18 protein-coding genes are annotated in these 23699 nt (G+C 45.4%); 11 read left to right on the top strand and 7 right to left on the bottom strand.

The window, feature by feature from the left end:
- Positions 1-82 precede the first annotated feature (82 nt).
- The 4 genes from B3I52_RS07140 (at position 83) to B3I52_RS07125 (ending at position 4085) form a co-directional block, all read left to right on the top strand.
- The gene (locus B3I52_RS07140) at positions 83-316 is read left to right on the top strand and encodes a hypothetical protein (RefSeq protein WP_293299905.1); all 234 of its coding nucleotides are present in this window, start codon (positions 83-85) and stop codon (positions 314-316) included.
- A gap of 87 nt (positions 317-403) precedes the next feature.
- Entirely contained in the window at positions 404-1123 is a 720-nt protein-coding gene (locus B3I52_RS07135) for an SOS response-associated peptidase (RefSeq protein WP_293299903.1), read from the top strand.
- 54 nt (positions 1124-1177) lie between these two features.
- A complete protein-coding gene (locus B3I52_RS07130; RefSeq protein ID WP_293299901.1) occupies positions 1178-3031 on the top strand; it encodes an AAA family ATPase in 1854 nt (617 codons plus the stop codon).
- Positions 3032-3071: 40 nt separating this feature from the next.
- Positions 3072-4085: a hypothetical protein gene (locus tag B3I52_RS07125; RefSeq protein WP_293299899.1), complete on the top strand. Its 1014-nt coding sequence runs from the start codon at positions 3072-3074 to the stop codon at positions 4083-4085.
- Between the two features lie 6 nt (positions 4086-4091).
- Here the strand turns inward: B3I52_RS07125 and B3I52_RS07120 are convergent, their stop codons facing one another.
- Genes B3I52_RS07120 through dinB form a run of 3 tightly spaced genes read right to left on the bottom strand, consistent with a single transcriptional unit; the run spans position 4092 to position 8474 of the window.
- Complete coding sequence (locus tag B3I52_RS07120; RefSeq protein WP_293299898.1) at positions 4092-4325, bottom strand: hypothetical protein; 234 nt, start codon at positions 4323-4325, stop codon at positions 4092-4094.
- 59 nt (positions 4326-4384) lie between these two features.
- Positions 4385-7330 (bottom strand): DNA polymerase III subunit alpha, encoded by a 2946-nt coding sequence (locus tag B3I52_RS07115; protein ID WP_293299896.1) that lies wholly within the window; start codon positions 7328-7330, stop codon positions 4385-4387.
- A gap of 4 nt (positions 7331-7334) precedes the next feature.
- Positions 7335-8474, bottom strand: coding sequence for a DNA polymerase IV (gene dinB, locus B3I52_RS07110; protein ID WP_293299895.1), 1140 nt, complete (start codon positions 8472-8474; stop codon positions 7335-7337).
- Between the two features lie 74 nt (positions 8475-8548).
- Between dinB and B3I52_RS07105 the strand changes: the two genes are divergently transcribed.
- Positions 8549-9370 carry an XRE family transcriptional regulator gene (locus B3I52_RS07105; RefSeq protein WP_293299893.1) on the top strand — a complete coding sequence of 274 codons (822 nt, stop codon included), beginning with the start codon at positions 8549-8551 and terminating at the stop codon, positions 9368-9370.
- Here B3I52_RS07105 and B3I52_RS07100 read toward each other — a convergent pair.
- Positions 9367-9945 (bottom strand): alpha-ketoglutarate-dependent dioxygenase AlkB, encoded by a 579-nt coding sequence (locus tag B3I52_RS07100; protein ID WP_293299892.1) that lies wholly within the window; start codon positions 9943-9945, stop codon positions 9367-9369. The two genes, B3I52_RS07105 and B3I52_RS07100, sit on opposite strands and share 4 nt — an antisense overlap.
- Before the next feature lie 34 nt (positions 9946-9979).
- Positions 9980-10828 carry a LytTR family DNA-binding domain-containing protein gene (locus B3I52_RS07095; RefSeq protein WP_293299891.1) on the bottom strand — a complete coding sequence of 283 codons (849 nt, stop codon included), beginning with the start codon at positions 10826-10828 and terminating at the stop codon, positions 9980-9982.
- A 102-nt stretch (positions 10829-10930) separates the two neighbouring features.
- Between B3I52_RS07095 and B3I52_RS07090 the strand changes: the two genes are divergently transcribed.
- Positions 10931-11302 (top strand): hypothetical protein, encoded by a 372-nt coding sequence (locus B3I52_RS07090; RefSeq protein WP_293299890.1) that lies wholly within the window; start codon positions 10931-10933, stop codon positions 11300-11302.
- Between the two features lie 18 nt (positions 11303-11320).
- On the opposite strand, the gene B3I52_RS07085 is transcribed toward B3I52_RS07090, so the two are convergent.
- Positions 11321-11677 (bottom strand): helix-turn-helix domain-containing protein, encoded by a 357-nt coding sequence (locus B3I52_RS07085; RefSeq protein WP_293299888.1) that lies wholly within the window; start codon positions 11675-11677, stop codon positions 11321-11323.
- A 133-nt stretch (positions 11678-11810) separates the two neighbouring features.
- Between B3I52_RS07085 and B3I52_RS07080 the strand changes: the two genes are divergently transcribed.
- The 5 genes from B3I52_RS07080 (at position 11811) to B3I52_RS07060 (ending at position 22424) form a co-directional block, all read left to right on the top strand.
- A complete protein-coding gene (locus B3I52_RS07080; protein ID WP_293299886.1) occupies positions 11811-12173 on the top strand; it encodes a response regulator in 363 nt (120 codons plus the stop codon).
- Between the two features lie 168 nt (positions 12174-12341).
- Positions 12342-13772 (top strand): hypothetical protein, encoded by a 1431-nt coding sequence (locus B3I52_RS07075; protein WP_293299884.1) that lies wholly within the window; start codon positions 12342-12344, stop codon positions 13770-13772.
- Positions 13773-13778: 6 nt separating this feature from the next.
- Positions 13779-17312 (top strand): hypothetical protein, encoded by a 3534-nt coding sequence (locus B3I52_RS07070; RefSeq protein WP_293299882.1) that lies wholly within the window; start codon positions 13779-13781, stop codon positions 17310-17312.
- Between the two features lie 35 nt (positions 17313-17347).
- A complete protein-coding gene (locus B3I52_RS07065) occupies positions 17348-21649 on the top strand; it encodes a glycoside hydrolase family protein (RefSeq protein WP_293299880.1) in 4302 nt (1433 codons plus the stop codon).
- 1 nt (position 21650) lies between these two features.
- Positions 21651-22424 (top strand): hypothetical protein, encoded by a 774-nt coding sequence (locus B3I52_RS07060; RefSeq protein ID WP_293299878.1) that lies wholly within the window; start codon positions 21651-21653, stop codon positions 22422-22424.
- Between the two features lie 324 nt (positions 22425-22748).
- Here the strand turns inward: B3I52_RS07060 and B3I52_RS07055 are convergent, their stop codons facing one another.
- Positions 22749-23642: a hypothetical protein gene (locus B3I52_RS07055; RefSeq protein WP_293299876.1), complete on the bottom strand. Its 894-nt coding sequence runs from the start codon at positions 23640-23642 to the stop codon at positions 22749-22751.
- Between the last annotated feature and the right edge of the window lie 57 nt (positions 23643-23699).

Genomic DNA, 23699 nt, shown 5'->3' with positions numbered 1-23699 from the left:
ATTTTCAATTTTTCATTTCGGGATGTCGCATCGAAATGTATTTTGGATTTGCGATATTTGGATAGATGTTATCAATGAATGAATGGAAGAATTTGAGATCAGGTATAATGACCTTGTGTTGAATGTAGCCGAGCACATGGTGGGCAATGACAGGATATTTCGCGTGCTGTTCGGCAACGGAAAGCCTGCTTTGATCGTCACCCGAACGACAGCTCCAGGAAACCAAACCTTCTGGACGAGTATTCCTGAAGGACGCCAACAGGAGGCCGAGGAGATCGGCGAGCTTATTGCAAAGGAAATCAAAAGGAGAAAATAGATGTGCTATTATAACCGGCAAAAGGTAACCAGGTCAGAGTATATCAGGCTGAAGCAGCTAGAGAAGGCCATACTTAACTATGATTTTTTGAGCCGTGACCTACAGGTTGGCTTTGACTATGGCCTGAATGCCGTACTGCAACGAAAGTATGGGGTAGAGGATTTTGATATCGTACAGATGGAATGGGGCTTTATCCCGCCGTATTGGAAGAATCGGGAAGAGGTTAAAAAATACCGTGAGGGATTTAAGGACAATCAAGGAAAGTGGGTGCAGTACATTACGCTCAATGCGACAGCGGAAGAAATGTTGCTGCCAAGGAAAATGTACCGTGAGGCCGCCCTTAAAAGGCGCTGCTTGGTTTTATCGACAGGTTTTTTTGAATGGCGACATGTATTTCCGCCTAACAAAAGGACAGGCCTTCCGACCAAGACGGCGGTAAAATATCCTTACTACATTTCTGTCAAGGGGCAGGACTATTTCTATATGGCCGGTATCTGGCAGGAGTGGACCGATCAGGATACGGGCGAGATCGTCAAGACCGTTTCGGTAGTGACTACGGAGGCCAACGAACTTATGACGGAAGTTCATAATAGCAAAAAACGCATGCCGACAATACTAAACGAGGAACTGGCCTATGAGTGGATGTTCGGTGACCTGAGTGAAGAACGTATCACCGAGATAGGAAAGACAAAGTTTCCTGCAAAGGAAATGGAAGCCTGTTCTATCGCAAAGGATTTCAGGGAGAAGTTAGAACCTGCCGAGCCATATACGTATGAGGACCTACCTGCAATTGAGTTGAGTCTTTAGCTTAATAGAATAGTATAAACAACAAATTTAGCGCCCTTTTACTCTTTTATAACTATGGAAATACACTATCTCTGGATAAAGAAATATAAATCCCTGGAGAATGCAGGAATTAACCTTTCCTCCCGTTTTATCTTTGAAATGGAAGAAATACCTATTGTTGATGGAATAGGTGTGCCTAGGCAGTTAGTTATTAAGTTTAACCCTGATTATATTCCAAACTTTTTTGAAGATCCGAACATAAAAAATGTTACGGCAATCATTGGCAAGAATGGTGCAGGTAAGTCTACGATCCTGGAATACCTGAAATCATTTCTTCCCAAAGGATTAGAGGCTCGTATGGGGGAAGATATAATAGCTTACTCCCTGCTTGATGGCCAGAAAGATGTTTTTCACTTATACATTCCAAGTCATTATGTGTTGTCCTTGAAGGATGAGACAAAATTATTTGACAGATTGAATTATGATGATAGGCCTTTAGAGTTTGATGGTAAGGTGTCTGATGCGGATTTTATCTTCTATTCCTATTTTCTAAATTATAAGGAAGATGTTACCAATTGGCATGGACTGATAAATATTTCAACTTCTGCCCTTTTGGTTAACGAACGTAATAGAATCCTTCAGGATAATACTACAGAGGGGATAAAATTCTCTTTGCTCAGGAAAAATTCCGACCTCCAAAACTTACGTATCAGCGAGATCGCAATGGCTGTTCAGTTTCTAGAGGATAATCTAAAACAGAAGTTACCTTTCGATCATCCGGAAGAATTGGTGATTGAAATTAACCTTGATGACCTATCCTACTTTAATGAGCACAAAGAGCAAGATGACGTTAAGGCTTTATTTTCAAAAGTAGTGGGGTTGGTAGAACGTGGTGGCCAGAAGCAGGTAGTGCTAAACAATCTTTTGCTTGCTTGCCTAATTAATTTTCTAATTGACCAGCGTAAATATGCATCGCCTAAGATATTAAGTATGCTCCCACAGCCAGTGGAGCAAGATACTCTTAAAGATTTTGTATTTAGGTTCTTTCGTAATGTCAGTGAAATGGGATTTGAATACAATAATCATATAGTAGATGTTAAAAGGTTCAAGGATTTGGTGCAAGCTATCGAAGTGTTTTATTCATTTATCGAAAATTTAATTAATTCAGGCGCCATCAAATTAAATAGAGATAATTCCAGGTATATGCTTCTTCAGATTTCTGAAAAGGCTTACGAGAATTTTATGAAGTTCAAGTCGTACTACTACGAAGTAAAGGGAATTGATTCATTCCTGGATTTCGATTGGCGTGGTTTGAGCAGTGGTGAACAGTCCTATCTTTCCCTAATGGCCAGGTTCCATCATGTTAGGAATCATTCTCACTATACCTTAAAAAAAGATCTGGTTATATTGATTGACGAGGGGGATGCTGGTTTCCATCCAGAATGGCAACGACAGTTTTTTGATACTACTCTTAATTTTCTAAAGAGGGTATTCGGTGGACATCGCCTACAGTTGATTTTTACTGCTAATACTCCATTCCTTTCTTCTGATCTTCCAAAGACAAATGTGTTGTTTTTAGAAAAAACGGATGGGAATGCCTCTGTTTATCATTCTAAAGAAAATGACAGGGCGCAAACTTTTGGTGCCAATATCCACACACTTTATTCTGATTCTTTCTATCTCGATGGGATTTTGATGGGTGAGTATGCCAAGAAACGGATCAATAAGATTATCGCATATCTGAACAATCCCAATGAAATATCGGTTAATCAAGGCTACAAGGATGTAATCGATATTATTGGGGAGCCTTTGATCAGGCATAAGCTTCAGAGTATGTGGAACGAAAAATTTAGCCTTGATGAAGAATTGGAAAGGCTTGAGGAGCGCATTAAGGAGATTAAGGAAATGAAGAATAATAAAGACCAATAAGATGATAGGCTGTAGGCATAGTTTAGCCGATCTGGATAGGATGGCAATAAAATTCCGACAAGAAATTGATAAGGAGTTTAAGCTTCGTAGGCGGCTTTCCTCTTGGCCTACAGGTGATCCCTTGAAATCATTGATGGATTATCTATCGGGAAACTTCGATGTTCTAATAAGTGGAAGGCCCAAGGATTTGGAAGGGTTGTCCAAGGTGGCGGATGGACACTTTTCCTCTGGCGTTATTCAAATGATTGGATATTTCCCTTTTCCTAATCATAAATCAGGAAGGCCGTTGAATTTGAAGGAGCAAGAGAAGTATGCTATCAGGTTTCTTAAATTAGAACTGAAAAAAGTTTTCAACTATGATACGGATCACAATTCCTTTGTTGCTGGAAAAAATGGTGCTTTGGCATATCGTCATGCCAAGCGCCTGTCGATAAACACCTGCCCGTATTGTAATGCTCAATTTACATACACTATCAAGACGATCCGCGGAAAGGCGCGGCCCCAGTTCGATCATTTTCTGAATAAATCTCTATACCCTTATTTAGCGTTGTCCTTTTATAACCTTATCCCATCCTGTGCTACATGCAACTCGGGAGGGATAAAGGGGAGCCAGAAATTTTCGGTGACCTCACATCTGCATCCATTTGTGGATAGTATTGAAGGATTGTTTAAGTTTAGGACCAATATTACTGCGGTAGATTTTCTAGTCAGTTCTAAAGACTTTAACCTGAAACTGCGACCTGTCCCTGGTGCTAATAGCAGGGAAAAGAAGCGTGCAACAATAAGCAAAGAAGCCTTTGCGATAGAAGACCGATATAAGTTTCACAAGGATATTGCGGGCGACGTTCTTACCATGGCATATGTCTATAATAACTCTGCAATAGAGGGTTTACTTAGTGGATTGGTGGAAAAAAGTGGTAAGCATATATTTAAATCGAAACTTGAAATCAAAGAAAACCTGTTTGGTAATTACCTTCAGCCAGCAAATTTTCATAAGCGTATCCTTTCTAAGCTTACTGCCGACATTGCAGAGGAGTTTGGTATAAAGGTTTAATAAGATTTAAAGGAAATAGTGTTCCACTTTTTGGGATATCAGTTCCTGAAATTCCATTGCTTCATAGGGGGCAGGTCCCTGCACAACGAGCCTGTCCCGTTCAAAGTCGTATGACATCAGGAAGGTCTTATCGCCCGTCCATTTAAACAGATAAATCATTTCTCCCAGTAGCTCGTTTTGGGCCTCTTCAAAATAGATGTCCCTGTTGGTGCCATTGATTTCTATCGTGATCATTTCCATACCATGAATTTACTTATTATCCCCTTAAATAACAGGCGCTAAGGTATAATGTTTCACCGTTAAACACTCCTGGGGTCTGAATGCACGGGCATCTTGCCGATCTTTTCCACCTCGATGGCGGGATAGCCGAAATCAAGCACTACCTTGCCCTGTACCAGGTAGATGCCATTGCCCCGTAGTGGAAAGGCTTTCAGTGATGGCGGGAAATGAACGGTATCGAAGAAGTCCCCATGTATATCGAAGAAGGTGCCGAACTTCATCTGTTTGCCGTTCTTGGTGGTCACATGCTTATCGCAAACGAAATCGCCGACCATTCTCACTTTTTTGCCTTCCATCTCCTTTAGGTCTTTGGCAAAGGCATCACCACGGTAATCCGATTTGGCCAGGTCGAACAGCGAAGCGCTTACCGGGAAATTGATCAGTTCCAGTTCGTCATAGATGTCCTCCAGCACCGATGTTTCCAGTGCGGGGAGCTTCGGCTTCTTTACCTCGCTTGGGGTGGCGAACATGCCCGGGTCGGTCTTTGTCCTCTTTACCCCGCTGAGCAGCAGGTGTGCCTCCCAAAGAAGTTCCTTCTTGCCCGTTCCGGTAAAGCGCAGGGCGCCCGAACGGATCAGGATGACCAATTGCTCCAGGCTGATACGAGTACGAAGCACAAAATCATTGAGATCCCGGAAAGCCCCGCCGATTTCCAGTTCTTGCGGTATGAACTCCGCGTACTGTTTTTCAAGGTTCAGCAGGCTGTCATAGCCGAGGTAGATGTCCCTGCCGATGATACGGGTATTGAAGCGGCTATGGTTCACGCAGGGCAGGTGGATGTTTCCCCCGGCCTTTTGGGCCTCGTTGATATAGACCTTGCGCTGGTAGAAGCCTCCATAATTGTTGATGACGGCCACCATAAACTCCAGCGGATAGTAGGTCTTGAGAAAAAGGCTCTGGTAGCTTTCCACTGCAAAAGAGGCCGAATGCGCCTTGTTAAAGGAATAGCCTGCGAAGCTTTCCATCTGCCGCCATACCTCGCGGCTGATGCTTTCGGGATAGCCCATTTTTTTACAGTGCGAGAAGAACTTGTCCTCGATCTCCTCCAGGTGCTTTTTGCTGCGGCTCTTGCCGCTCATCATCCTGCGCAGTACGTCGGCATCAGCGAGGTCAAGCCCGCCAAAGTGGTGGCCCACCTTCATCACGTCCTCCTGATAGACCATCACGCCATAGGTTTCCTCCAACTGTTCCCTGAATACCGGATGGATATAGTCCACCTTTTCGGGGTTGTGGTGCCTTTCGATGTAGGCCTTCATCATCCCCGAAGAGGCCACGCCGGGACGGATGATGGAGCTTGCCGCCACCAATGTGAGGTAGTCCTTACAGTCCAGTTTGGCGATGAGCTGACGCATGGCAGGCGATTCGATATAGAAGCAGCCGATGGTATCGGAGCTGCGTAGCTGCTCGGCAATCTTCGGGTCCTTGAAGAACTTTCTTGGCTGGTGTACATCCACGACCTTTCCGGTATTCTCTTTGATGATCTCCACACTGTCCTTGATATGGCCGATGCCCCTTTGGGAAAGGATATCGAATTTTTCAAAGCCGATGTCCTCGGCCAGGTACATGTCGAACTGCATCGTGGGCAGGCCCTTGGGCGGGTAGTCCAGTGCGCAGTAACTGGTGATGGGCAGTTCTGAGATGATCACGCCCGATGAATGTATGGTCCGCTGGTTCGGGAAGTCGGCCATCTGGTTGTACACCGAAAGGATGGTGTCCACCACCTCGTTCCTGTTGAGCATGTTCTCTGGTTCCATGACCAACCGGTCGATCTCCGATTTGGGCAGGCCGTAGACCTTGCCGAGTTCACGGACGATCGAACGGGAGCGGAAGGTGCTCATTGCCCCGAGCAGGGCGGTATTGCCCGACTGGTAGCGGCGGAAGATATAATCGTACATCTCGTCCCTTTCGTTCCAGCTAAAGTCCACGTCAAAATCAGGTGGTGTCTTACGCTTGGGATTGAGGAAGCGCTCGAAATAAAGGTCAAGCTCGATGGGGCAGACATCGGTAATGCCCAGGCAGTAGGCCACGATGCTATTGGCCCCGCTGCCACGGCCCACGTAGTGGAAGTTGCGCGAGCGTGCATGGCGGCAGATGTCATCGGTGATCAGGAAGTAGGAGGAGAAGTTCAGGCTGTCGATGACCTCCAGTTCCTTCATCGCCCGTTCCCTGGCCAAACGGTCACTGCGGCCATAGCGCAGCTTCAGCCCATCAAGGGTATATTTTTCCAGTAGCATCCTGTCATCATAGCGGGTGCCGGTAAAGGTCTTTTTGTTCTTTACCTCCGTAAAATCAAAATCAAAGCTGCATTCCTGTAGCAATTTGCGGGTAGCCCCGATGATCTCCGGAAAGTCGCGGTAACTTTCCATCAGCTTTGCCCTTGAGGGGAAGGTCTCCAGTTCCGAGGCCACCTGTGAAGGGTGCAGTTGGGAGATCAGGATATTGTGGTCTATAGAGCGCAACTGCCGGTGCAACTGGTAGCCCTTCTGGCCGCCGAAGGTCACCGGCCGCCAGATCACATAGCGTTCAAAGTTCTTTCTCGGCTCCAGTGCGATTTTGGTGAGGTTCTCCGGCCTGATGCCGATATATTCAAATTCACGTAGCTCACTAACCTTCCTGCTCCCAAAGGGGTAGACAACAAAGACATGGCTGAAATCAGGTGGGCTGGCGGGCAATGGCCTTGCCTCCCTGTTTGCTGCGGTCATCAGTTCGTTGATCTCCCGAAAGCCCCTGGTGTTCCTGGCAATGGCGATATAGAGCAGTTCGTCACCATTACGGAACTCCATTCCCGCAAGGCCGTTCAATCCCTTGTCGCGGCAGGCCTTCACAAATTCAAGCACGCCGGTGCTGTTGTTGATGTCGGTCAGTACGGCGGTATCATGGCCTCCCCGCAACATGCAGGTGGTCAGCTGGTCGATACTGATCGTTCCGTACCGTAGGCTGTAATAGCTATGGACATTCAGCAGCATGGCATCAGAGGATTATGGCCCTTTTTACGGCATCGGTTCCAAAGCGGTTACGGATGGCATCCATCGCCATGGACAGGTTGATGTCACGGCCCGCATCGTTGAAAAGGTCTATCTGGTAGTTGCCCGTGATAAGGTCACTGAACTTTACCCCGATCAGGCGGATGAGCATACGGCGGCTGTAGAGCTTGTCGAAAAGCGCCATGACCTTTTGCATGAGCATACGGTCGGAACTGGTAAAGGATATCCTTTCCTGTTTGGAGCAGGTCTCAAAATTGGAGTAGCGGATCTTGAGGGTCACGCAGCCGGTGAGCTTGCCATCCTTGCGCAGGTCGAAGGCCAGGGCATCTACCATTCCCGCCAGGGTCTTGCGGAGCAGTTCCATGTCGATGGTATCCTTCTGAAAGGTCTCTTCCTTGCTGATGGACTTGCGCTCTGAATACGGCACTACAGGCGAGTCGTCCAGCCCGTTGGCCTTCTTCCAGATGGTGATGCCGTTCAGGCCGAGCACCCGTTCCATGATGGAGGCCTCCATCTGCTGGATGGTCTCGATACGTGCGATGCCCATGTTGCGGAGCTGGATATAGGTCTTTTCGCCGATCATGGGTATCTTCCTGATGGAAAGCGGTGCCAGGAAGCCCTTTTCGTTCCCGCTTTCCACCTGCTTCTCCCCGCAAGGCTTTGCGATCCCGGTAGCGATCTTGGAAACGGTCTTATTGACCGACAGCCCGAAGGAGATGGGCAATCCAGTTTCGCGCATGATGCGCTGGCGTAGTTCCTGTGTCCACTTCCAGCAGCCGAAGTACTTGTCCATGCCCGTGATGTCGAGGTAGTGTTCGTCGATGCTTGCCTTTTCCACCACGGGGGCATATTGGGTGATGATATCGGTCACCAGGCGGGAATAATAGCTGTAGCGGTCATGGTCGCCCCTGACCAGTATGGCCTCGGGACAGAGCTGGCGGGCCAGCCTCATGGGCATGGCGCTATGCACCCCGAACCTGCGGGCCTCATAGCTGCAGGCGGCCACCACGCCACGGTCGGAACTGCCGCCGACCAATACAGGTTTGCCAATAAGTGCCGAATTTTCCAGCCTTTCCACCGATACAAAAAACGTATCCTGATCACAATGCACAATATGCCTCTCCATAGGATTTATTAATTTAATTCATACATTTGTTGCTAATGGCAACAAAGTGTTGTTTTCAATAGTAACAATTGGAAATGGGAAATCAAAAACAATTTTGGGTGGGCAACCTCAAATTTTTGCGGGAGCGCAAAAAAATGACACAGGATTTTTTGGCCAACGAACTGAAAATCAGCAGATCCAAGCTGGCTACCCTGGAGAGTGGACGGACCACCAATCCTCTGCTGGAGGATGTAGTGAATTTTTCAAGATATTTCAAGGTGAGCGTCGATACCCTCATTACCGTTGACCTTTCCAAGATAGGGGAGCTGCGGCTGCGGGAACTGGAAGCGGGCAACGATGTGTACCTAAAGGGGGGAAACCTCCGGGTGCTGGCCATTACGGTGGACAGGAGCAACAGGGAGAACGTAGAATATGTTTCGGTGAAGGCAAAGGCAGGCTATAAGGCAGGCTACCATGATCCGAGCTATATCGCGGAGCTTCCGAAGCTGAGCCTTCCCAACCTGAAGACCGGCAACACCTACAGGATGTTCCCGACAACGGGGGATTCGATGCTGCCCATTCCCGAGGGCAGTGATATCCTGACCAAATATGTTACCGATATGGGGTCGATCAAGGCGGGTACGCTGTGTATCGTGATATTGAGGGAGGAGCAGGACTTCGTATTCAAAAAGGTGACCGTCCTGGAAAAGTCCTTCCTGCTGGAGTCGCTCAACCTCACCTATGAACCTTATGAGGTTGCGGCAGAAGACGTTTTGGAGCTATGGGAGTTTGAAAAGTTCATGAGCGGAAATATACCTGAGGGTAGTGCGGACATGGATACCGTACTTCGTTATATCAAGGAGATGCAGCAGGACATCCACTTGATTAAGGCTAGGGAAGGGAAATCCAAGTCCTAACCGAAGCCCGGTCTCAGGGTACGCATGGTAATGGAGAACCTGATCTCCTGGACGGGAGCGGTGCTGTGTTCCCAATCTTCCCTTGCCTCTTCCTGCATGATGTAGAGTGAGCGCCGTTTTACAGTTTGGGAAATCACGGACTTACGCCCCTGCTTTGCCTTGTCGTAGGGGCGCTGCTTAAAAGTACAATCGGACTGTAGGGAGAGCCCAATGATCTTATCGAAAGGCGGGGCATCACGATGCCAGTTGATAACAGCGCCAATCGGGTATTCAGTGACCAGTACCTGCGCAACGGAACCTTCCGGCAGTGAAAACCACTGCTCTACCTTCCGCACCAGGAATATCATCTGTTCAGGTATCGGTTTCCCCTTGGTGATGGTGCGGGTGTCGAAATGATAACTATAACCGAAGCTTTCCACCTTGCGTTTGGCCTCGTAACCTTGGAAGATCAGGGTGTGCAGGTCCATCCCGGAGATCATCTCCAATAACTTTTGCTCCTGCTCCTTGGTGATAAAATCGGGATAATAGCTGAAGCCATAGGGCATTACAGGTCCAATGGGAAATAGCGTTTCCATACCAGTTCTTCTACACAATTACAGTACCAGCAGGCTAAAATGTGGCAGCGAACCAGTCCCGGAAGGAGCGTGAGCGTTTCTGGCTGATGACCACGTCCTCCTTTAGGGGAGGCGATACCTCCAGTCGGAGCTTGTTATGTTCCAGTGGTTCAAAGAAACGGCAGGCGGTCCTGCTGACGATCACCCTGCGGTTGGCTCTGAAGAAGGCCACTTCCGGAAGTATTTGTTCTATCTCTTCAAGCGTCTGCGGTACCATGAAATCCTCTCCCTCTGTACTGCGCAGCATGTTGAAGCTTTCACCCCTAAAGAAATAACCGATCTGTTGCAAAGGAATGGCAATGCGCCTGGTCCCCTTGCTGACGATGAAGGTCTGTACTGTCTTGGCTTCGCCGTCTGGCACCTCGCTATTATCCATTTTGTCTGCTAGGCCACTGGAAAGATCCTCGTAACGGCTGTAGAAATAATAGGCGATATAATAGCCGTTGATGGCAACGATGAAAATAGCCACGAAGGGAAAATCATATTGGAGGTACAGCGTTTCATGGATGTCTATACCGAAGTACATGAAATAGAAATTAGCCAGCAGGAATGCCGCTATGATAGGCATGGCGATACCTGCGCAGACCTGTAGGGCGATACGCTCCGGCGTGCGCTCCTTCCAGTCAAAGCGCCTGTCCAAAAGGATGGAGATATAGCGGACCAGCGAGATGACAAGAAATGCGATGATGGCACTTCCCAGTACTGAAACATAATAATACGGCATTACCAGCAGCTCGAAGAAAGTCTCCTTCTCGCCGAAGGTAACGATGAAATGTGCGGATATCAGGGAGAGGGCAATGCGCACATAGATGTCGTTGTATCTGGATTGTCTAGGTTCGTTCACAGCAGGGTAATTGGTTGATCAATAGGGTCTAAGTTTTCCAAGGACAAACAATTAGTACAACGAATTTGTTCTGAAGTTAGTATAACCAATCTAAATACTGTCATGGCAAAACAAAACTTTACCACCACAGGAGTGGCGCTCAAGATGGAAGAGCTCTACGCCCTGCCTTCGGCTTCACTGCAAATTGAAATCGCAAACGTAAGGTCCGGCTTTTCGGCCTGGATCAATGAAAACTTCAACCTCAGTACGGCGCAGCAGACCTATCTTTCCAACATGGATGCAAACTTCCTACAGGCAGCATCGGTAGATCTGGCGATAGCACTGGAAAATGGACTGAGCGTGTCATTGGACACTACCGGAACGGTCTCGGCAAGTAAACTGATCAGAAAACAGAACACCATCGAACTGACCTGGGATCCGTCAAATGGGGTAAGCGCAACGGGCGACCTGACCTTTGAGATGGTCTATCTGTAAATAATCGAAGAAGCGCTTCTAAGGTTTAAGCTCCTTACGTAGCGCTTCTATTGTTTGGTCTTTTTCCTTGAGCATTCGTTCATAAAGTTCTACGACCTTATCTATAGGATTAAAAAGGTTCTGTACAGATTGGTCGTGGAAATTATTTATGTTATTGAAGACTTTATCAACATTTAGATTTTTTATAGCGTCCGCTTCTACACCTAGAGCAGTCGCTAATTTTTTTAGAGTTTCCTCATCAATCTCCTCACTTTGCTCAAGCTTGGAAATCATCTGCCTAGATAAACCGACCTCAGATGCAAGTGCTTCCTGTTTCATTCCCCGTAGTTCCCTAATAATTTGAATATTCCTTCCTATGTGGGCTAAATTACGCATGACTTTGGACGTTTAAATGCTGGTGGCAAAATGCTACCAGTGATTGGCATTTTGCCACCCAAATTATTCCACTTTCAGAGATTTAGCAAATTATTTTGTGCTATTAAGTTTGTAACCCAAACGTATCTCGACCATGAAAACAAGAAACATCGCCATTGCTGACGACCATCCATTACTACGCAAAGGCCTTTCCAACTTCCTCTCTAAATGCGGATTTAACGTAGTTATCGAAGCTGCTAACGGTAAAGAACTCATTTCAGCCTTAAGAAAAAATACAATCTTACCTGATAGTTGTATCGTGGATATGAACATGCCGCAAATGAACGGGATGGATACATTGGCTTCTGTCAAAAGACATTGGCCGGCCATCAAAGTATTCCTCTACAGCATGCAGGACGATTCTGAACTCATGAACCATTGCAGGAGACAAGGTGCAGATGGCTATATCCTAAAGGGCACGAATGACGATGAGCTGTTGGCGATGTTACGGGAATAAAAACATTTGCCGTACCGTTAAAAAACGGTGTTTTAGGATTTAAATAGATATTATGTTTGCGCCGTCTATATCCTAAATCCTTGAAAAACAACAATAATTGTTAAACAAAGCTCTGTGCGACAACACTGCTTCATCCTCATTTACTGCTTTGCGTTTTCCTTATTTTCCATGCAGGCAACTGCACAGGAAGAAGGAGGAATGGTGTATTTGAAAGGGCAGAAGTATTTAGATGTCAATATAAGGGCCAGGGAAAAACTGAACAAAAGGGTAGCAAAGCAGCAGGAAAAACTCCTTAAAAAATTAAAGAGGAAAGAAGAAAAATACTTAGCTAAACTGAAGCGCAAGGACTCGGTATCCTATGTGCGCTACCAACAACAACCGCTTACCTATGATTCCATTGCAAAGTTAAATAGGAAGGACAGTGCAGGTACGCTAAACAAATACACCAAAAGAGGCCGGTCCGGAATAGACAGCCTGAAAGGTGTCAAGAAATTCCTACAGGACAAGGCACATCTGCAAGGTAGCTCACATCAAAATGAACTGACTGCTTACGATAATAAGTTAAGCCAGCTGAAAGCACAAGAAGATAAGCAGACCGCCATTAACCAGCTGATACAGCAGCGTACCACTAACCTTAAAAATGCCAATAAGGGCAGCAACATTAAAGTCGGTGGTCTGACCGATATCCAAAAACTGGTCTTCTACGCCAAAGGTAAAATGGGCGCATTTGAGCAGATCAGCAATGAGCCATCCAAAGGGGAAGAAAAGGCGCTGGAATTTTTGCAAGGACAGGAAGGCTTCGACAGCTACCTGAAAGGCGGAAACGGAATGGCGAGCCTGACAGGCAAAAGCTCTACAGAACTTGATAATATAGGCATCCAAACAAAGCAGCAGATCGAAGGTCAGCTAAAAGAGCGGTTCGGTGGTAATCTGTCAGGCATTGGGCAAACTATGAGTGGCCAGATTAAAGACTTTGATAAACATACCAAAGGTATCACCGATGTAAAGAACAAGATCAAACATGCAAAGCAGGCCAAACAATCCTTTAATAAAGCAGGGAACATCCAAAAGCCTGAATTCAAAACAAACCCAATGCGCAGCCTTCCGTTCAGCAAGCGGATTGAGAAGCAATTTAATTATCAAACAACAAGGCCGACAATAGATGGCATGCCTGCTATCCTGCAGATTTCGGCGATGGCTGGCTTTAGACATACAGCAAGCCTGACCTACGGATTAGCACTGACTACAGGCATTGGCTTGGGCCAAAACTGGAGTACTGTAAAATTCAGCTTTGAAGGGATCGGCTTCCGGACCTATGCGGAATGGAAATGGCAATATGGCTTTGGTGCGTATGCAGGCTATGAGCGTATGTACAAACGTGCCGCATTTACAGGAAGCGAAACAGCATCAGAAACAACGATCACCAATAAACATAATAACTCAACCTACAATGAGTCGCTAATGCTGGGCATAACCAAAACCTACCGTATCAATGAAGATTGGAACGGTGGCGTGCAGCTATTATACGATGTCTGGTGGAAAGAGAAAAATCTTCGATCACCAATTCAATTAAGATTTGTAACAGGGAAAAACAATTGACTTTATATGTTAAAAATTAGACTAGTTTTTTATTTCATGCTGGCTGGCTTGTCGGTACAGGCGCAGGCTTTGCTTGGTGTGAAGGATTCCAAAAATGCACCGGAGGGCGACCAATTGCCTAATTCGACACATGCCAATACCGGCGATGAGTTGTATAATGTGGACCTCTATACGGGAATAGGCAGTACGAGGATCCCAATATATGATTACCAGATCGACGGGCTAGACCTGGGTGTATCCTTGTCTTATTCCAATAAAGGTATCAGGGTCGATGATGTCGCGTCCTCGGCAGGCCTGGGATGGGAAGTACAGGCTGGTGGTAGTATAGACAGGCTGGCGCAGGGGCTTGAGGATGAATTTTCAATTCCGAATTGGGATGGTTTGTACATTCTGGGACCTTGGGTAGATAGTACAATTTCAGCACATAGGGATTACGCCACCGATATATTCATTGCAAATCTTGGAGGCAGGACCGTAAAGTTTGCAATGCAAAAGTATAATGGATTCGCTTTTACCATGCCGAAGAGTGAATTAAAAGTATATGCAAGGCATAGTTCGGCTCGTATTATAACGGACGGGGTTTGGCCCCAATATGGCACATTGCCAATTGATACAACAAGTTTTACCATTGTAGATGAAAAAGGGAATAGCTTCTATTTTATACAGGGAGATCAGAACCATAGGATTACAGAGGGAGCTACAAACAGCCACAGCTTGTATGTCACCAATAAATTTGTGCTATGGCAGGTGGTAACCTATACCGGGAAAACTATCAAATTCAATTACAGGCGCACTAACGTCGATTATGCGCTGTATAAAGAGGAGAAAGTTTGGGAGCGAGGGGGTGCGGGATTTGTGCCGGAAATAAAGGATGTGAGATTTGATGGATTTATTTCTGAGCTTTCTGATATCGAGTATCCCAACGGTGTAAAGGTGTATTTTAATACTGATGACCAGAACCATGCTCGTTGTGATTTGCCCGGTGCGGCAGTATTATCGTCCATAAAAGTTGAAGGAGCATATGATAATAACATAAAACATAGTATCACCTATCGATTAAATCAGAGTTATTTCAGTACCCCGAATAGTACAGATACGCGTACAGAAGTGCCGCATAGAACATCCTGTTCTGAACTTACCATCAATTCCCTTAAGGGTGGTTCCAGTTTAAGGTTAAAACTCAATAGTATTGACCGTCTTGATGCAAATGGCAATGGAGAACGTTTTTTTACATTCGATTACCATCCATCGCCTCTGCCTAAACGCCTGTCGCCGCAAAGGGATTACTATGGTTATGCCAATAATGGACACGTTTTCCCGTTAACGACTAACAATGGGGATTATAACCTTTCCATTCCGCAGCATACAATTGTCGTATTCGTGTTCGGTACGCCAATAGCAATAACCTATGGAACAAACCGCACCCCTGATACCACTACTAACCTGGATTACCTGCAGGCCTGTATTCTAAAAAAAATAACGAACGGACAAGGTGGTGAAATAGAATTCAGGTATAAAAAGCCGGTATTAGCAAATGTTGATCCACTTCAAATAGAAACCTATCGTGGTTACAACAGAGAAAATTTAATAGTACCCAATACAATTGACCAGGATAAAAGTGGCAGGGATGCAACAGACGGCCTGGTTGTATACCAGGTAATTAAAAAAGATGGCATCAGTTTGCAGCATACGCTATTAACACAATACGATTATAGTGACGGGCAGCGATTTCATTCCGGAGGATATTTCTGGAAGCCCGTATTGTTGGAGAACGATCAAAACTCTAATAACTTTCTTTTGAGGGAAAGGCAGTACTTCAATTTTTTCCTTTCTCCGCAGCCGTTCTTCAGAGGTTCCAATCACGGATTTTCCAGTGTTACGACAACAGTTCATAACCAGTATACATCAGAGCGCCTATCTAAAAAAATATATCAATTCTCTAATCTCAAAGTTCCTACCGACCTGGCAACACTTTTTGATCCTTCTAATATATTTACCAACCCTAAATTCCCGGGCAGTGCAAATATCACGCAGACGACAGGTTTATTGTATCATACGGCTTATGTACTCAGTTTTAATACAATTCTTATGGGTTTAGTGATGTCTGAGCAGGAATATGATATGAATGACCAATTAGTTAGTTCGCGAGTTAACAAGTACCATGCAAACGGTAAGTATCCGGATGGTTTACCTCACGCGTTGGCAATACAGGCAAGGGATTTTATATTTAATAAACCCTGTCCGCAGCCTGGTTGCGATACAACTGTTATATCAACTATGGGAGGGCGTGAAGGTGGTGGCGAAGGTATGAGCAACAGCATCTGGCGCATTACTAATTCTACGGTTACCAATTATTCTGGCAGTACTCAGTCGAGTATAAAATATAACTATACCTATGATTTTCGTGATAATGTGAAAGCCATAACATGGACGGATAGTAAGAACGAAACCTACCGGAAGGAGTATGACTATACTTATGACTGGAATTTGTGTACCCATTGTAATCCGGATACGATGCAACACCGTATCGTGGAAAGGCTTGTGAAAGTGGATGTGAATAATGCAGCAAATAACAAAATCATCAAGACGAGGCTAAAAGTTCCGCATCCTTATACAGAAAAGAACCTGACCTTATTCCCGTATCCTAATCGTGATAATAAGAAACCGGACTTTCTTGCCTATAGCAAGAAGATTTGCCAGCTACGTTTCCCTAATGAGTATGAGACCTTTACTAATGCACCCATACTATATGACAGTAACTATAGATTGTCAGAAGAAAGGGCGCTTGGCCTGTGGTCAGGTTCGCTACCGTCATTCGAGCGTACCAAACAATTTACTATTTATGACTCAAGTGGCAACGTGCTCGAGACAAGGCTGAGAAACAGGCAGATATACACCGCGTGCGTATGGGATTCGGTGGCAGACAGGAAAATTGCAGAGATCAGCAATGCCAAATTCAATCAAATTGCCTATACGGGTTTTGAAGGCCTTACACATAGCGCTTCGGACCTATCAAGAGGGAACTGGGTCTTCTCGCCATCAAGGGTAAAAGCGCCGACCGGATCATCAAACAGCAGCCGTGCAATTGCCGGCAGATATATATATGAGACACAATCTCAGTCAGACAGTATTATAACTACCTATGCACTGGAGGCCGGGAAAGAATACAGGTTGTCTCTTTGGGCAACGAGGTTGCCTTATGTGTTTCTCGGCAATACAGATATCGGCCTGGGAACGGAAATGCAGCTTCAGGACGGATGGACCTTATATTCAAGGACCATAGTTGGAGACGGTAACCGCCTGAAGATCACTCAGAAATTCGGTACTGCCGCTCTTGATGAGCTCCGGTTGCATCCTGTGGATGCCAGGATGAAGACCTGGTCCTATATCCCGTTACTGGGAATGACCACGGCTGTAGATGAATTTAATAATATTACCTATTACGAGTACGATATGCAGGGCCGCCCGACGATCGTAAGGGATATCAACGGCCATATCCGTTCGCAGCAAAAACAAATAAACCAAGGCTTCGACAATTAAATCCATCTACAATGACCAAATCTATATATCGCATAATGCTGGCAAATATCATCCTGTTATTTGCTGCAGCATTGCAGGGCGCTGCTCAAAACATACCTAATGGAGGTACAGATCCGGTCTCGGCTACGCCGTCTTCTGTAAGCTTCCCGGTATACGGAATAAACACCGGCGGCTCGGAATTCAACTATATCCGCACATGGACACCCCAGGCACCGGTAACGGCAATAACAGCAAACAATACAGGTTATTCGCGTATTGGAACAGCGTACCGTAATGGTTTTGGTACGGTGTACCAGTCCATTAAACAGTCTGTTATGGGTAATAGCCATATCGTAACACCGGTTGATATCAAGCCTGGGCTCACGAGTTATGGATTTTTGCCCTATATATCCGATCAGAAAAAATTCCGCCTGCAGCCTTTTGCAGAGCAGAAAACCTATTACAACAGTAGCTGGAATTCCGATAAGGTTGAAAAAGATTATACCTATAGTAAACAGAAACTGGAAGCGAACAGCGGTGTACTATATACTAAAAGCTATGCTCCTGGTGTAAGCTTTGTAGGTAGTAACCGGGGAACAACATCTTTTGCCAATTTTAACAGTGCCGGTGCGGATAATGATATCCCGATAATCAACCTGATAGGCGACCTGACAACCGGAGGCAAACCTAAAAAGGTGGGCACTTATCCCGCTGGGCAGCTAACGGTAAAACATACCACCGGGGAGCACAATAGTTATGTAAAAGAGTACTACAATAAAAATGATCAGTTGCTCTGCAAAAAGGTGAAGAATGCTACTGAATGGCTGGCAACCTACTATGTATACGATGACCTGGGTAGGCTGGTATGGCTGATAACGCCGGATTGCGAGTTCAACATACATACAGGGGAGATGCATGACCTGGAACTGGCGGGTAAATGTTTTCATTACAATTATGATGAACAGGGAAGGGTAAGGGAACGGAAAGTACCGGACAGGGATGGTTATGAATATACGGTTTACGACCCTTTGAACCGCCCCGTAATGTTTCAGTCGCCGGAGCTGCGGGAGCAGGGGAAATGGGCATTTACCATTTACGATGGCAGGGGCAATGTGGTGATGTCTGGCCTGATAGAATCGACAAGGCAGCGGAGCCAATGGCAAAGCATAACCGATGGCAGTACGACGCTTTTTTCGGGTAGCTTTTCTGATAAGATCCGCAACGGCTTTGACGGCAATTACACTTTTACGCCCGATGGCGGCGAAAATATAGAGGTGCTCGTGTACAATTATTACGATGAACATAGCAAAATGCCTGTAGATATGCAGTTGCGCACGCCCGAAAATTTTGCGTCTGATTTTGTTACCTCTACCAAATCCGTTTATCCTGAAGTGTTGCAGATCCATAATTATGGCAAACTGGTAGGATCGCGGGTAAAAGTGATGGATGGCTTAAACAGTTGGATACGCAGTGTGTTCTTTTACGATCAGTTTGGCAGAGCAGTGCAGACGCATACATCGAACCCTGATGTGCCCGCAACCGACGACTGGGATGTGGCCGCAGTACAGTTTGATTTTTCCGGAAATAAGCTGGTGGACATTACCAGGCATGTGAACCCTACGGGCATAGGCCCGGCTTATGTTAAGGTGGTAAACAGGTATCATTACAACCATGAAGGGCAAATGGTAGAGCATGTAAGCAATACCAACAATACGGCATGGCTGCCAATGGCAACATACAAGTATGATGATATGGGCAGGCTTACCGAAAAGACACTCGGTGGTATAGAAGACCAATCATTCACTTATACAATCCGCAATGAGCTGAAAAGTATCAATAAGGACTATGTGCTGTCTCCCAACTCATCGATGGCCAGGATGAACTATGGCGAAGTGCTGTGTTATGATTATGGCTTTGCGCAGCGCAGGTACGATGGCAAGCTTGCCGGATATATGTACCGAGGTGCCGGCCTTGCTGCGCCTGCCCGTGCGTATGGTTATAATTATGATGAAGCAGGCCGTATGACCCTGGGTTATTTTTCGCAGCGGGAGCCATACGGACCTTCATACCCGATCAATCCGTGGTCGACAAGTCCTTATAATGATGGCTACTCTGCGTATGGTATCAGCTACGATAAGAACGGCAATATGCAGACGATGTCGCAGAATGGTATAATGCTGTTTCAGGGAGGTAATCCTATAGTGCAGCCTATCGATGAGCTGACCTATAACTACTATAGCAACAGCAACCGCCTGTCGCATGTTCAGGATTTGACCAATATGCGGGCCTTTAATGATTTTGAGGATAACAATACGGAGGGGTATGACTATGAATACGATAAGAACGGGAATCTACAAAGAGATTATAACAAGCATATTAATGAGATCACCTACAACCATCTAGACCTCCCGTTGGTCATTATTGCCGATACGGGTATGATCGAGAATATATACGATGCCAACGGCGTATTGTTGCGTAAAGAGATCAATTCGGATAATGCGCAGCTTACATCGTACAAGTACTGGGGGCCGTTCGTGTATCGTAACGATAGCCTGCTGTATATGCTGCACGAGCATGGCCGCACGCGTGTGGTTGTAGACAGTAACAAGTACTACAACGACTTTTTTGTAAAGGACCATCTGGGTAATGTACGTGGGGTGATTGCCCAGGAGATAGTACAAGGACTGACGAAATACAATGGTTCTTTTGAGCTTGCGGCGGCTAATGTAGAGGAGGGGATATTTGAAGGTATTTCGCAGATCAGGGCGCATAGCCCGCTTGGTACGCCCAGCGACCTGATGAGCGGGCGGCTGAATGGCAGTGAGCAAGACCATCGTATAGGCGCAGCAGTACTGCTGCATGCTATGGCGGGCGATGCATTTGAGCTATCGGGCTATGGCTATTACGAGAGCGATGAAAACATCAATACCTACGCACCGGCTGAGGATATGCTGTCGTCGTTGATCGCAACCTTATCGGGTGGTGTAATAGGTACCGGGGAGCTTGAAGGTGGCGGGTCTACTACGCAGATCATCAATAATCTTTTTACTACAGCGAACTATAATACCTATGAGCAGCTAAAGACTGCCGCTACTGACCCTGCCTATCCACGGGCATACCTCAACTACCTGGTATTTGATGAGAACCTGTCGCTGATACCTGAATACAGCAGGGTAGTGCAGCTGCGGACGGCATCAGGGGCCTGGCAGCTGATGAACCTGCCGGCGGGCGACATGACGATGCCGATAAACGGGTATGTAGGTATCCACTACAGTAATGAATCGGATGTGGATGTATACATAGACAACCTGCATACGATTCACTACAAAGGCAAGCTGCTGGAGGAACAGCATTATTATCCGCATGGGCTTACGATAGCTGGCGGCGGGCAGAACACCACACCGCTGGTGAATAAATACCTGTACCAGACAAAGAACCTGCAGAGCGAGCTGGGAATGGAACTGTACGACTTCCACGCCCGGCAGTACGACCCGCAGATAGGCCGTTTCTGGGGTGTAGACCCTGCCGACCAGTACCCTAGCGGCTACACGGGCATGGGCAATGACCCCGCCGGCATGATAGACCCTACCGGCATGCTTGCAGCAGGGGCCGGTACATACTCCGGAAGAGCAGATGAAGACCTAACAATTGTCTATAATGACAGCTATATGAGTGGCGTGAAAATGGCCTGGGATTTTAAGACTGGCTATGTGGTAGGCGGCCAGCTGGAAAGTGATGACCAAAGGGAAGAAGTGTCTAATGCAGCTGATGTAGGGCGGACAGTTAATGGTAGCATTGAAATTGGGAAAGTGAAAAGAATTAATTTTCCTGGTACTACTGATGATGCGCAGCTAAGTGGAAGCGAAGCAAATGAAAGACTACATTTGTCAGAAAGGGGATATGAAATGTTAGCTAATTATGAGAACCCAAATATGAGTGGTTTTAGAAACGGAAGATTCTATATTGAAGATGTTGGCGATGGAGTAAGAACTATTGGATTTGGTTACGTAGTTCAATCTGACCAAGAAGCAAAAGCCCTAGCAAATGGTATAACAATTGGAGAAGCTGTTGCTTTGATGAGAGGAAAGGTTGAAGGATTCGAAACAAAAGTAAAAGCTGTGATCGATGTTCCATTATATCAGCATCAATTCGATGCATTAGTTATTTTTACCTATCAATCTGGATCAACATATAGTGGTCTTGCAAATGCTATAAATGGAAATGTTAGCATGAGCTTACTTCGTAATGTATGGTTGTCTTATGATCGTTCAGGAGGAAAATCCTGGCCAGGGATAAGAAATCGAAGAACAGACGAATTTGAATTATATATAAATGCTGATTACAAAAGGGATCACTAATATGAATAAGAAAATAATTTTAATGGTATTGTCTGTTTTGGTTGGCACAATACAATTAATTGCAATGCCAGATAAAGATTCTATTTACACACTAAAACAATTTCTGACATCATGTTGGCAATATAAAGATATGGTGTATGCTTCACGGGTTGGTAGATATACTCAAGAGGATGCTAAACAATTTGAAGGACGAACTCTATGTTTCAACAGTAATATTTTGGATGTATTAGGCGACACTATTGTGAATTCAGAATATTCCATCAAAGAAGAACCTACAGAAAAATTTACTGTTAGAAACTTTCAGGTATATAAAGATTTAGGCAAATGGTTTAAAATTCATTGTCCTTCGCTGTATGTTATTAATCTAAAGAATGGTCGTTCTGTTAGCGGCCAAACTGGAAATGGAATTAAAGCTTACCCTTATGAATTTGCTTATGATGGAACATTTCTTTATATTCCAATTGACGGAAGCTTATTTCGATTTGAAAAGTATAAAAAGGATACTGTTCAATTTGTGGGTGAAGGTTCAGTAGTGAAGGAAATAGAGCTTACAGGAAGAGAAAAGCAGCTTCACTTATCCTACGAATTTTTTACGGATGCCGATGAATTGCAGATTTTTGATCAGAATAGTAACATGCTGCATAGTACAGGTATCAAGAGTACAAAATCAAAAGCTAGTATTTGTATAAGACTTCAAAACGTTACTAGAATTATTATGAAAATAAATAGTGAAATGTCCAAATCTCGCTGGAAGTTGTGGTATTTAATTGAATAGGTTTTTTTCATATTAGAAGCTGTTTCACCTTTTGAAGCAGTTTTTTAGATTGGTGATACTTTTATGATATATGACTTGGGAAAACGTAATATGATAAATACAATAATCCTGATGCCTTGTGATTCAGTCCGGTTTATTTTGACATACAATGTAAATCAAAAAAAGTGTCGAGTTATTTGAGATGAAACTGGAGCCTGTAGAACAACGCAATAGCATGTTATCGAATTAGTAGGACTTTCTGAGATTTATACATAATCGGAGGCTTAATAGGCCTCCGATTTTTTGTTATTGATACGATTATAAGTTAGACTGAATAACTTTACATTATTGGACCTTCCATTTCTTGCCCAAGCTCAATCCTACAAAAACGCTCCCTGTAAAATTGCCTGGCTTTAGTTCTGCCATGATCGGTAGCTTGTCAGGATAGTAAGCGCCATTGGCACCGATGGTGATTGTCTGTACCAGGAACTTGCTATTGCCTAACTCCAGTGCAAAGCTGATTTCTCCAAATACTCCCGGTACCGGCCTTATCTCTCCAAGTCCTTTCGAGAAACCTGAAGAGCCAAGTATCGCGTTATTATTGAGAAATTGCTCTTTGTTGTGGTCACCATACTTTTCCTCTTTCTGTACAGGTGGCTGATTATTAGCAAAGTCAGTATACACCAGTTTCAGGTAATAAGGTTTGAGCAGTGCCAGGCTAAAACCTCCGCTGTAGCGGAAGCTCAATGAAAGGTTTCCTTCGATGATCCCCGGTAACAGTAATCGCTCCCTGCCATAACCTAATTGAAGGGTGTAGAGATTATTGATCTTCCCGTAGACGAATGCCGATGATTGCCCCAGTTCAGGATAGGCCGTATTGTTGCGTTGCTGCTTGATCTGTTTTTCATGTTTGATCTCTGAAAAAGAAAAATGGAACAGATGGTTCTGCGTTGCGCTGATACGCTTGAGCAGGTAAAGGCAACCACTCCAGCCATCGCTGTTCAGTTTACCACCCACGGCAAAATGATGGGTATATTTTTCTTCCCTGCCCCATTGCTCCAGGTGGTCGCGCCATTTGCGGTAGCTGCTTTTCCCATCGCTGATCTTTTGTGCGGCTTTTTGCTTTTTGTCTTTAGGGCTATCCCAAACGCTGCCTTGTGCATGAGCATCACCGCAAGCGGCTGTAATTGCTATAAACAGCAACAGGATACGGGTATAGCAGCGCAGATGGGCTTTCATCGAGGATCGTATATTTCTACAGGCAGAATGCTGCAAAGTTCAATAAAATAAGGGAAT

The organism is Pedobacter sp. UBA4863 (assembly GCF_002399615.1).
Classification (GTDB): domain Bacteria; phylum Bacteroidota; class Bacteroidia; order Sphingobacteriales; family Sphingobacteriaceae; genus Pedobacter.
This window is presented reverse-complemented; position numbering and strand designations above follow the sequence as displayed.

Bases quoted from the DNA above. Each gene is read 5' to 3' on its own strand.
- B3I52_RS07075 (WP_293299884.1), top strand. From the start codon at position 12,342: ATGCAGGCAACTGCACAGGAAGAAGGAGGAATGGTGTATTTGAAAGGG.
- B3I52_RS07080 (WP_293299886.1), top strand. From the start codon at position 11,811: ATGAAAACAAGAAACATCGCCATTGCTGACGACCATCCATTACTACGC.
- B3I52_RS07065 (WP_293299880.1), top strand. From the start codon at position 17,348: ATGCTGGCAAATATCATCCTGTTATTTGCTGCAGCATTGCAGGGCGCT.
- dinB (WP_293299895.1), bottom strand. From the start codon at position 8,474: ATGGAGAGGCATATTGTGCATTGTGATCAGGATACGTTTTTTGTATCG.
- B3I52_RS07070 (WP_293299882.1), top strand. From the start codon at position 13,779: ATGTTAAAAATTAGACTAGTTTTTTATTTCATGCTGGCTGGCTTGTCG.
- B3I52_RS07120 (WP_293299898.1), bottom strand. From the start codon at position 4,325: ATGGAAATGATCACGATAGAAATCAATGGCACCAACAGGGACATCTAT.
- B3I52_RS07140 (WP_293299905.1), top strand. From the start codon at position 83: ATGGAAGAATTTGAGATCAGGTATAATGACCTTGTGTTGAATGTAGCC.
- B3I52_RS07085 (WP_293299888.1), bottom strand. From the start codon at position 11,677: ATGCGTAATTTAGCCCACATAGGAAGGAATATTCAAATTATTAGGGAA.
- B3I52_RS07055 (WP_293299876.1), bottom strand. From the start codon at position 23,642: ATGAAAGCCCATCTGCGCTGCTATACCCGTATCCTGTTGCTGTTTATA.
- B3I52_RS07060 (WP_293299878.1), top strand. From the start codon at position 21,651: ATGAATAAGAAAATAATTTTAATGGTATTGTCTGTTTTGGTTGGCACA.
- B3I52_RS07105 (WP_293299893.1), top strand. From the start codon at position 8,549: ATGGGAAATCAAAAACAATTTTGGGTGGGCAACCTCAAATTTTTGCGG.
- B3I52_RS07115 (WP_293299896.1), bottom strand. From the start codon at position 7,330: ATGCTGCTGAATGTCCATAGCTATTACAGCCTACGGTACGGAACGATC.
- B3I52_RS07130 (WP_293299901.1), top strand. From the start codon at position 1,178: ATGGAAATACACTATCTCTGGATAAAGAAATATAAATCCCTGGAGAAT.
- B3I52_RS07100 (WP_293299892.1), bottom strand. From the start codon at position 9,945: ATGGAAACGCTATTTCCCATTGGACCTGTAATGCCCTATGGCTTCAGC.
- B3I52_RS07090 (WP_293299890.1), top strand. From the start codon at position 10,931: ATGGCAAAACAAAACTTTACCACCACAGGAGTGGCGCTCAAGATGGAA.
- B3I52_RS07125 (WP_293299899.1), top strand. From the start codon at position 3,072: ATGGCAATAAAATTCCGACAAGAAATTGATAAGGAGTTTAAGCTTCGT.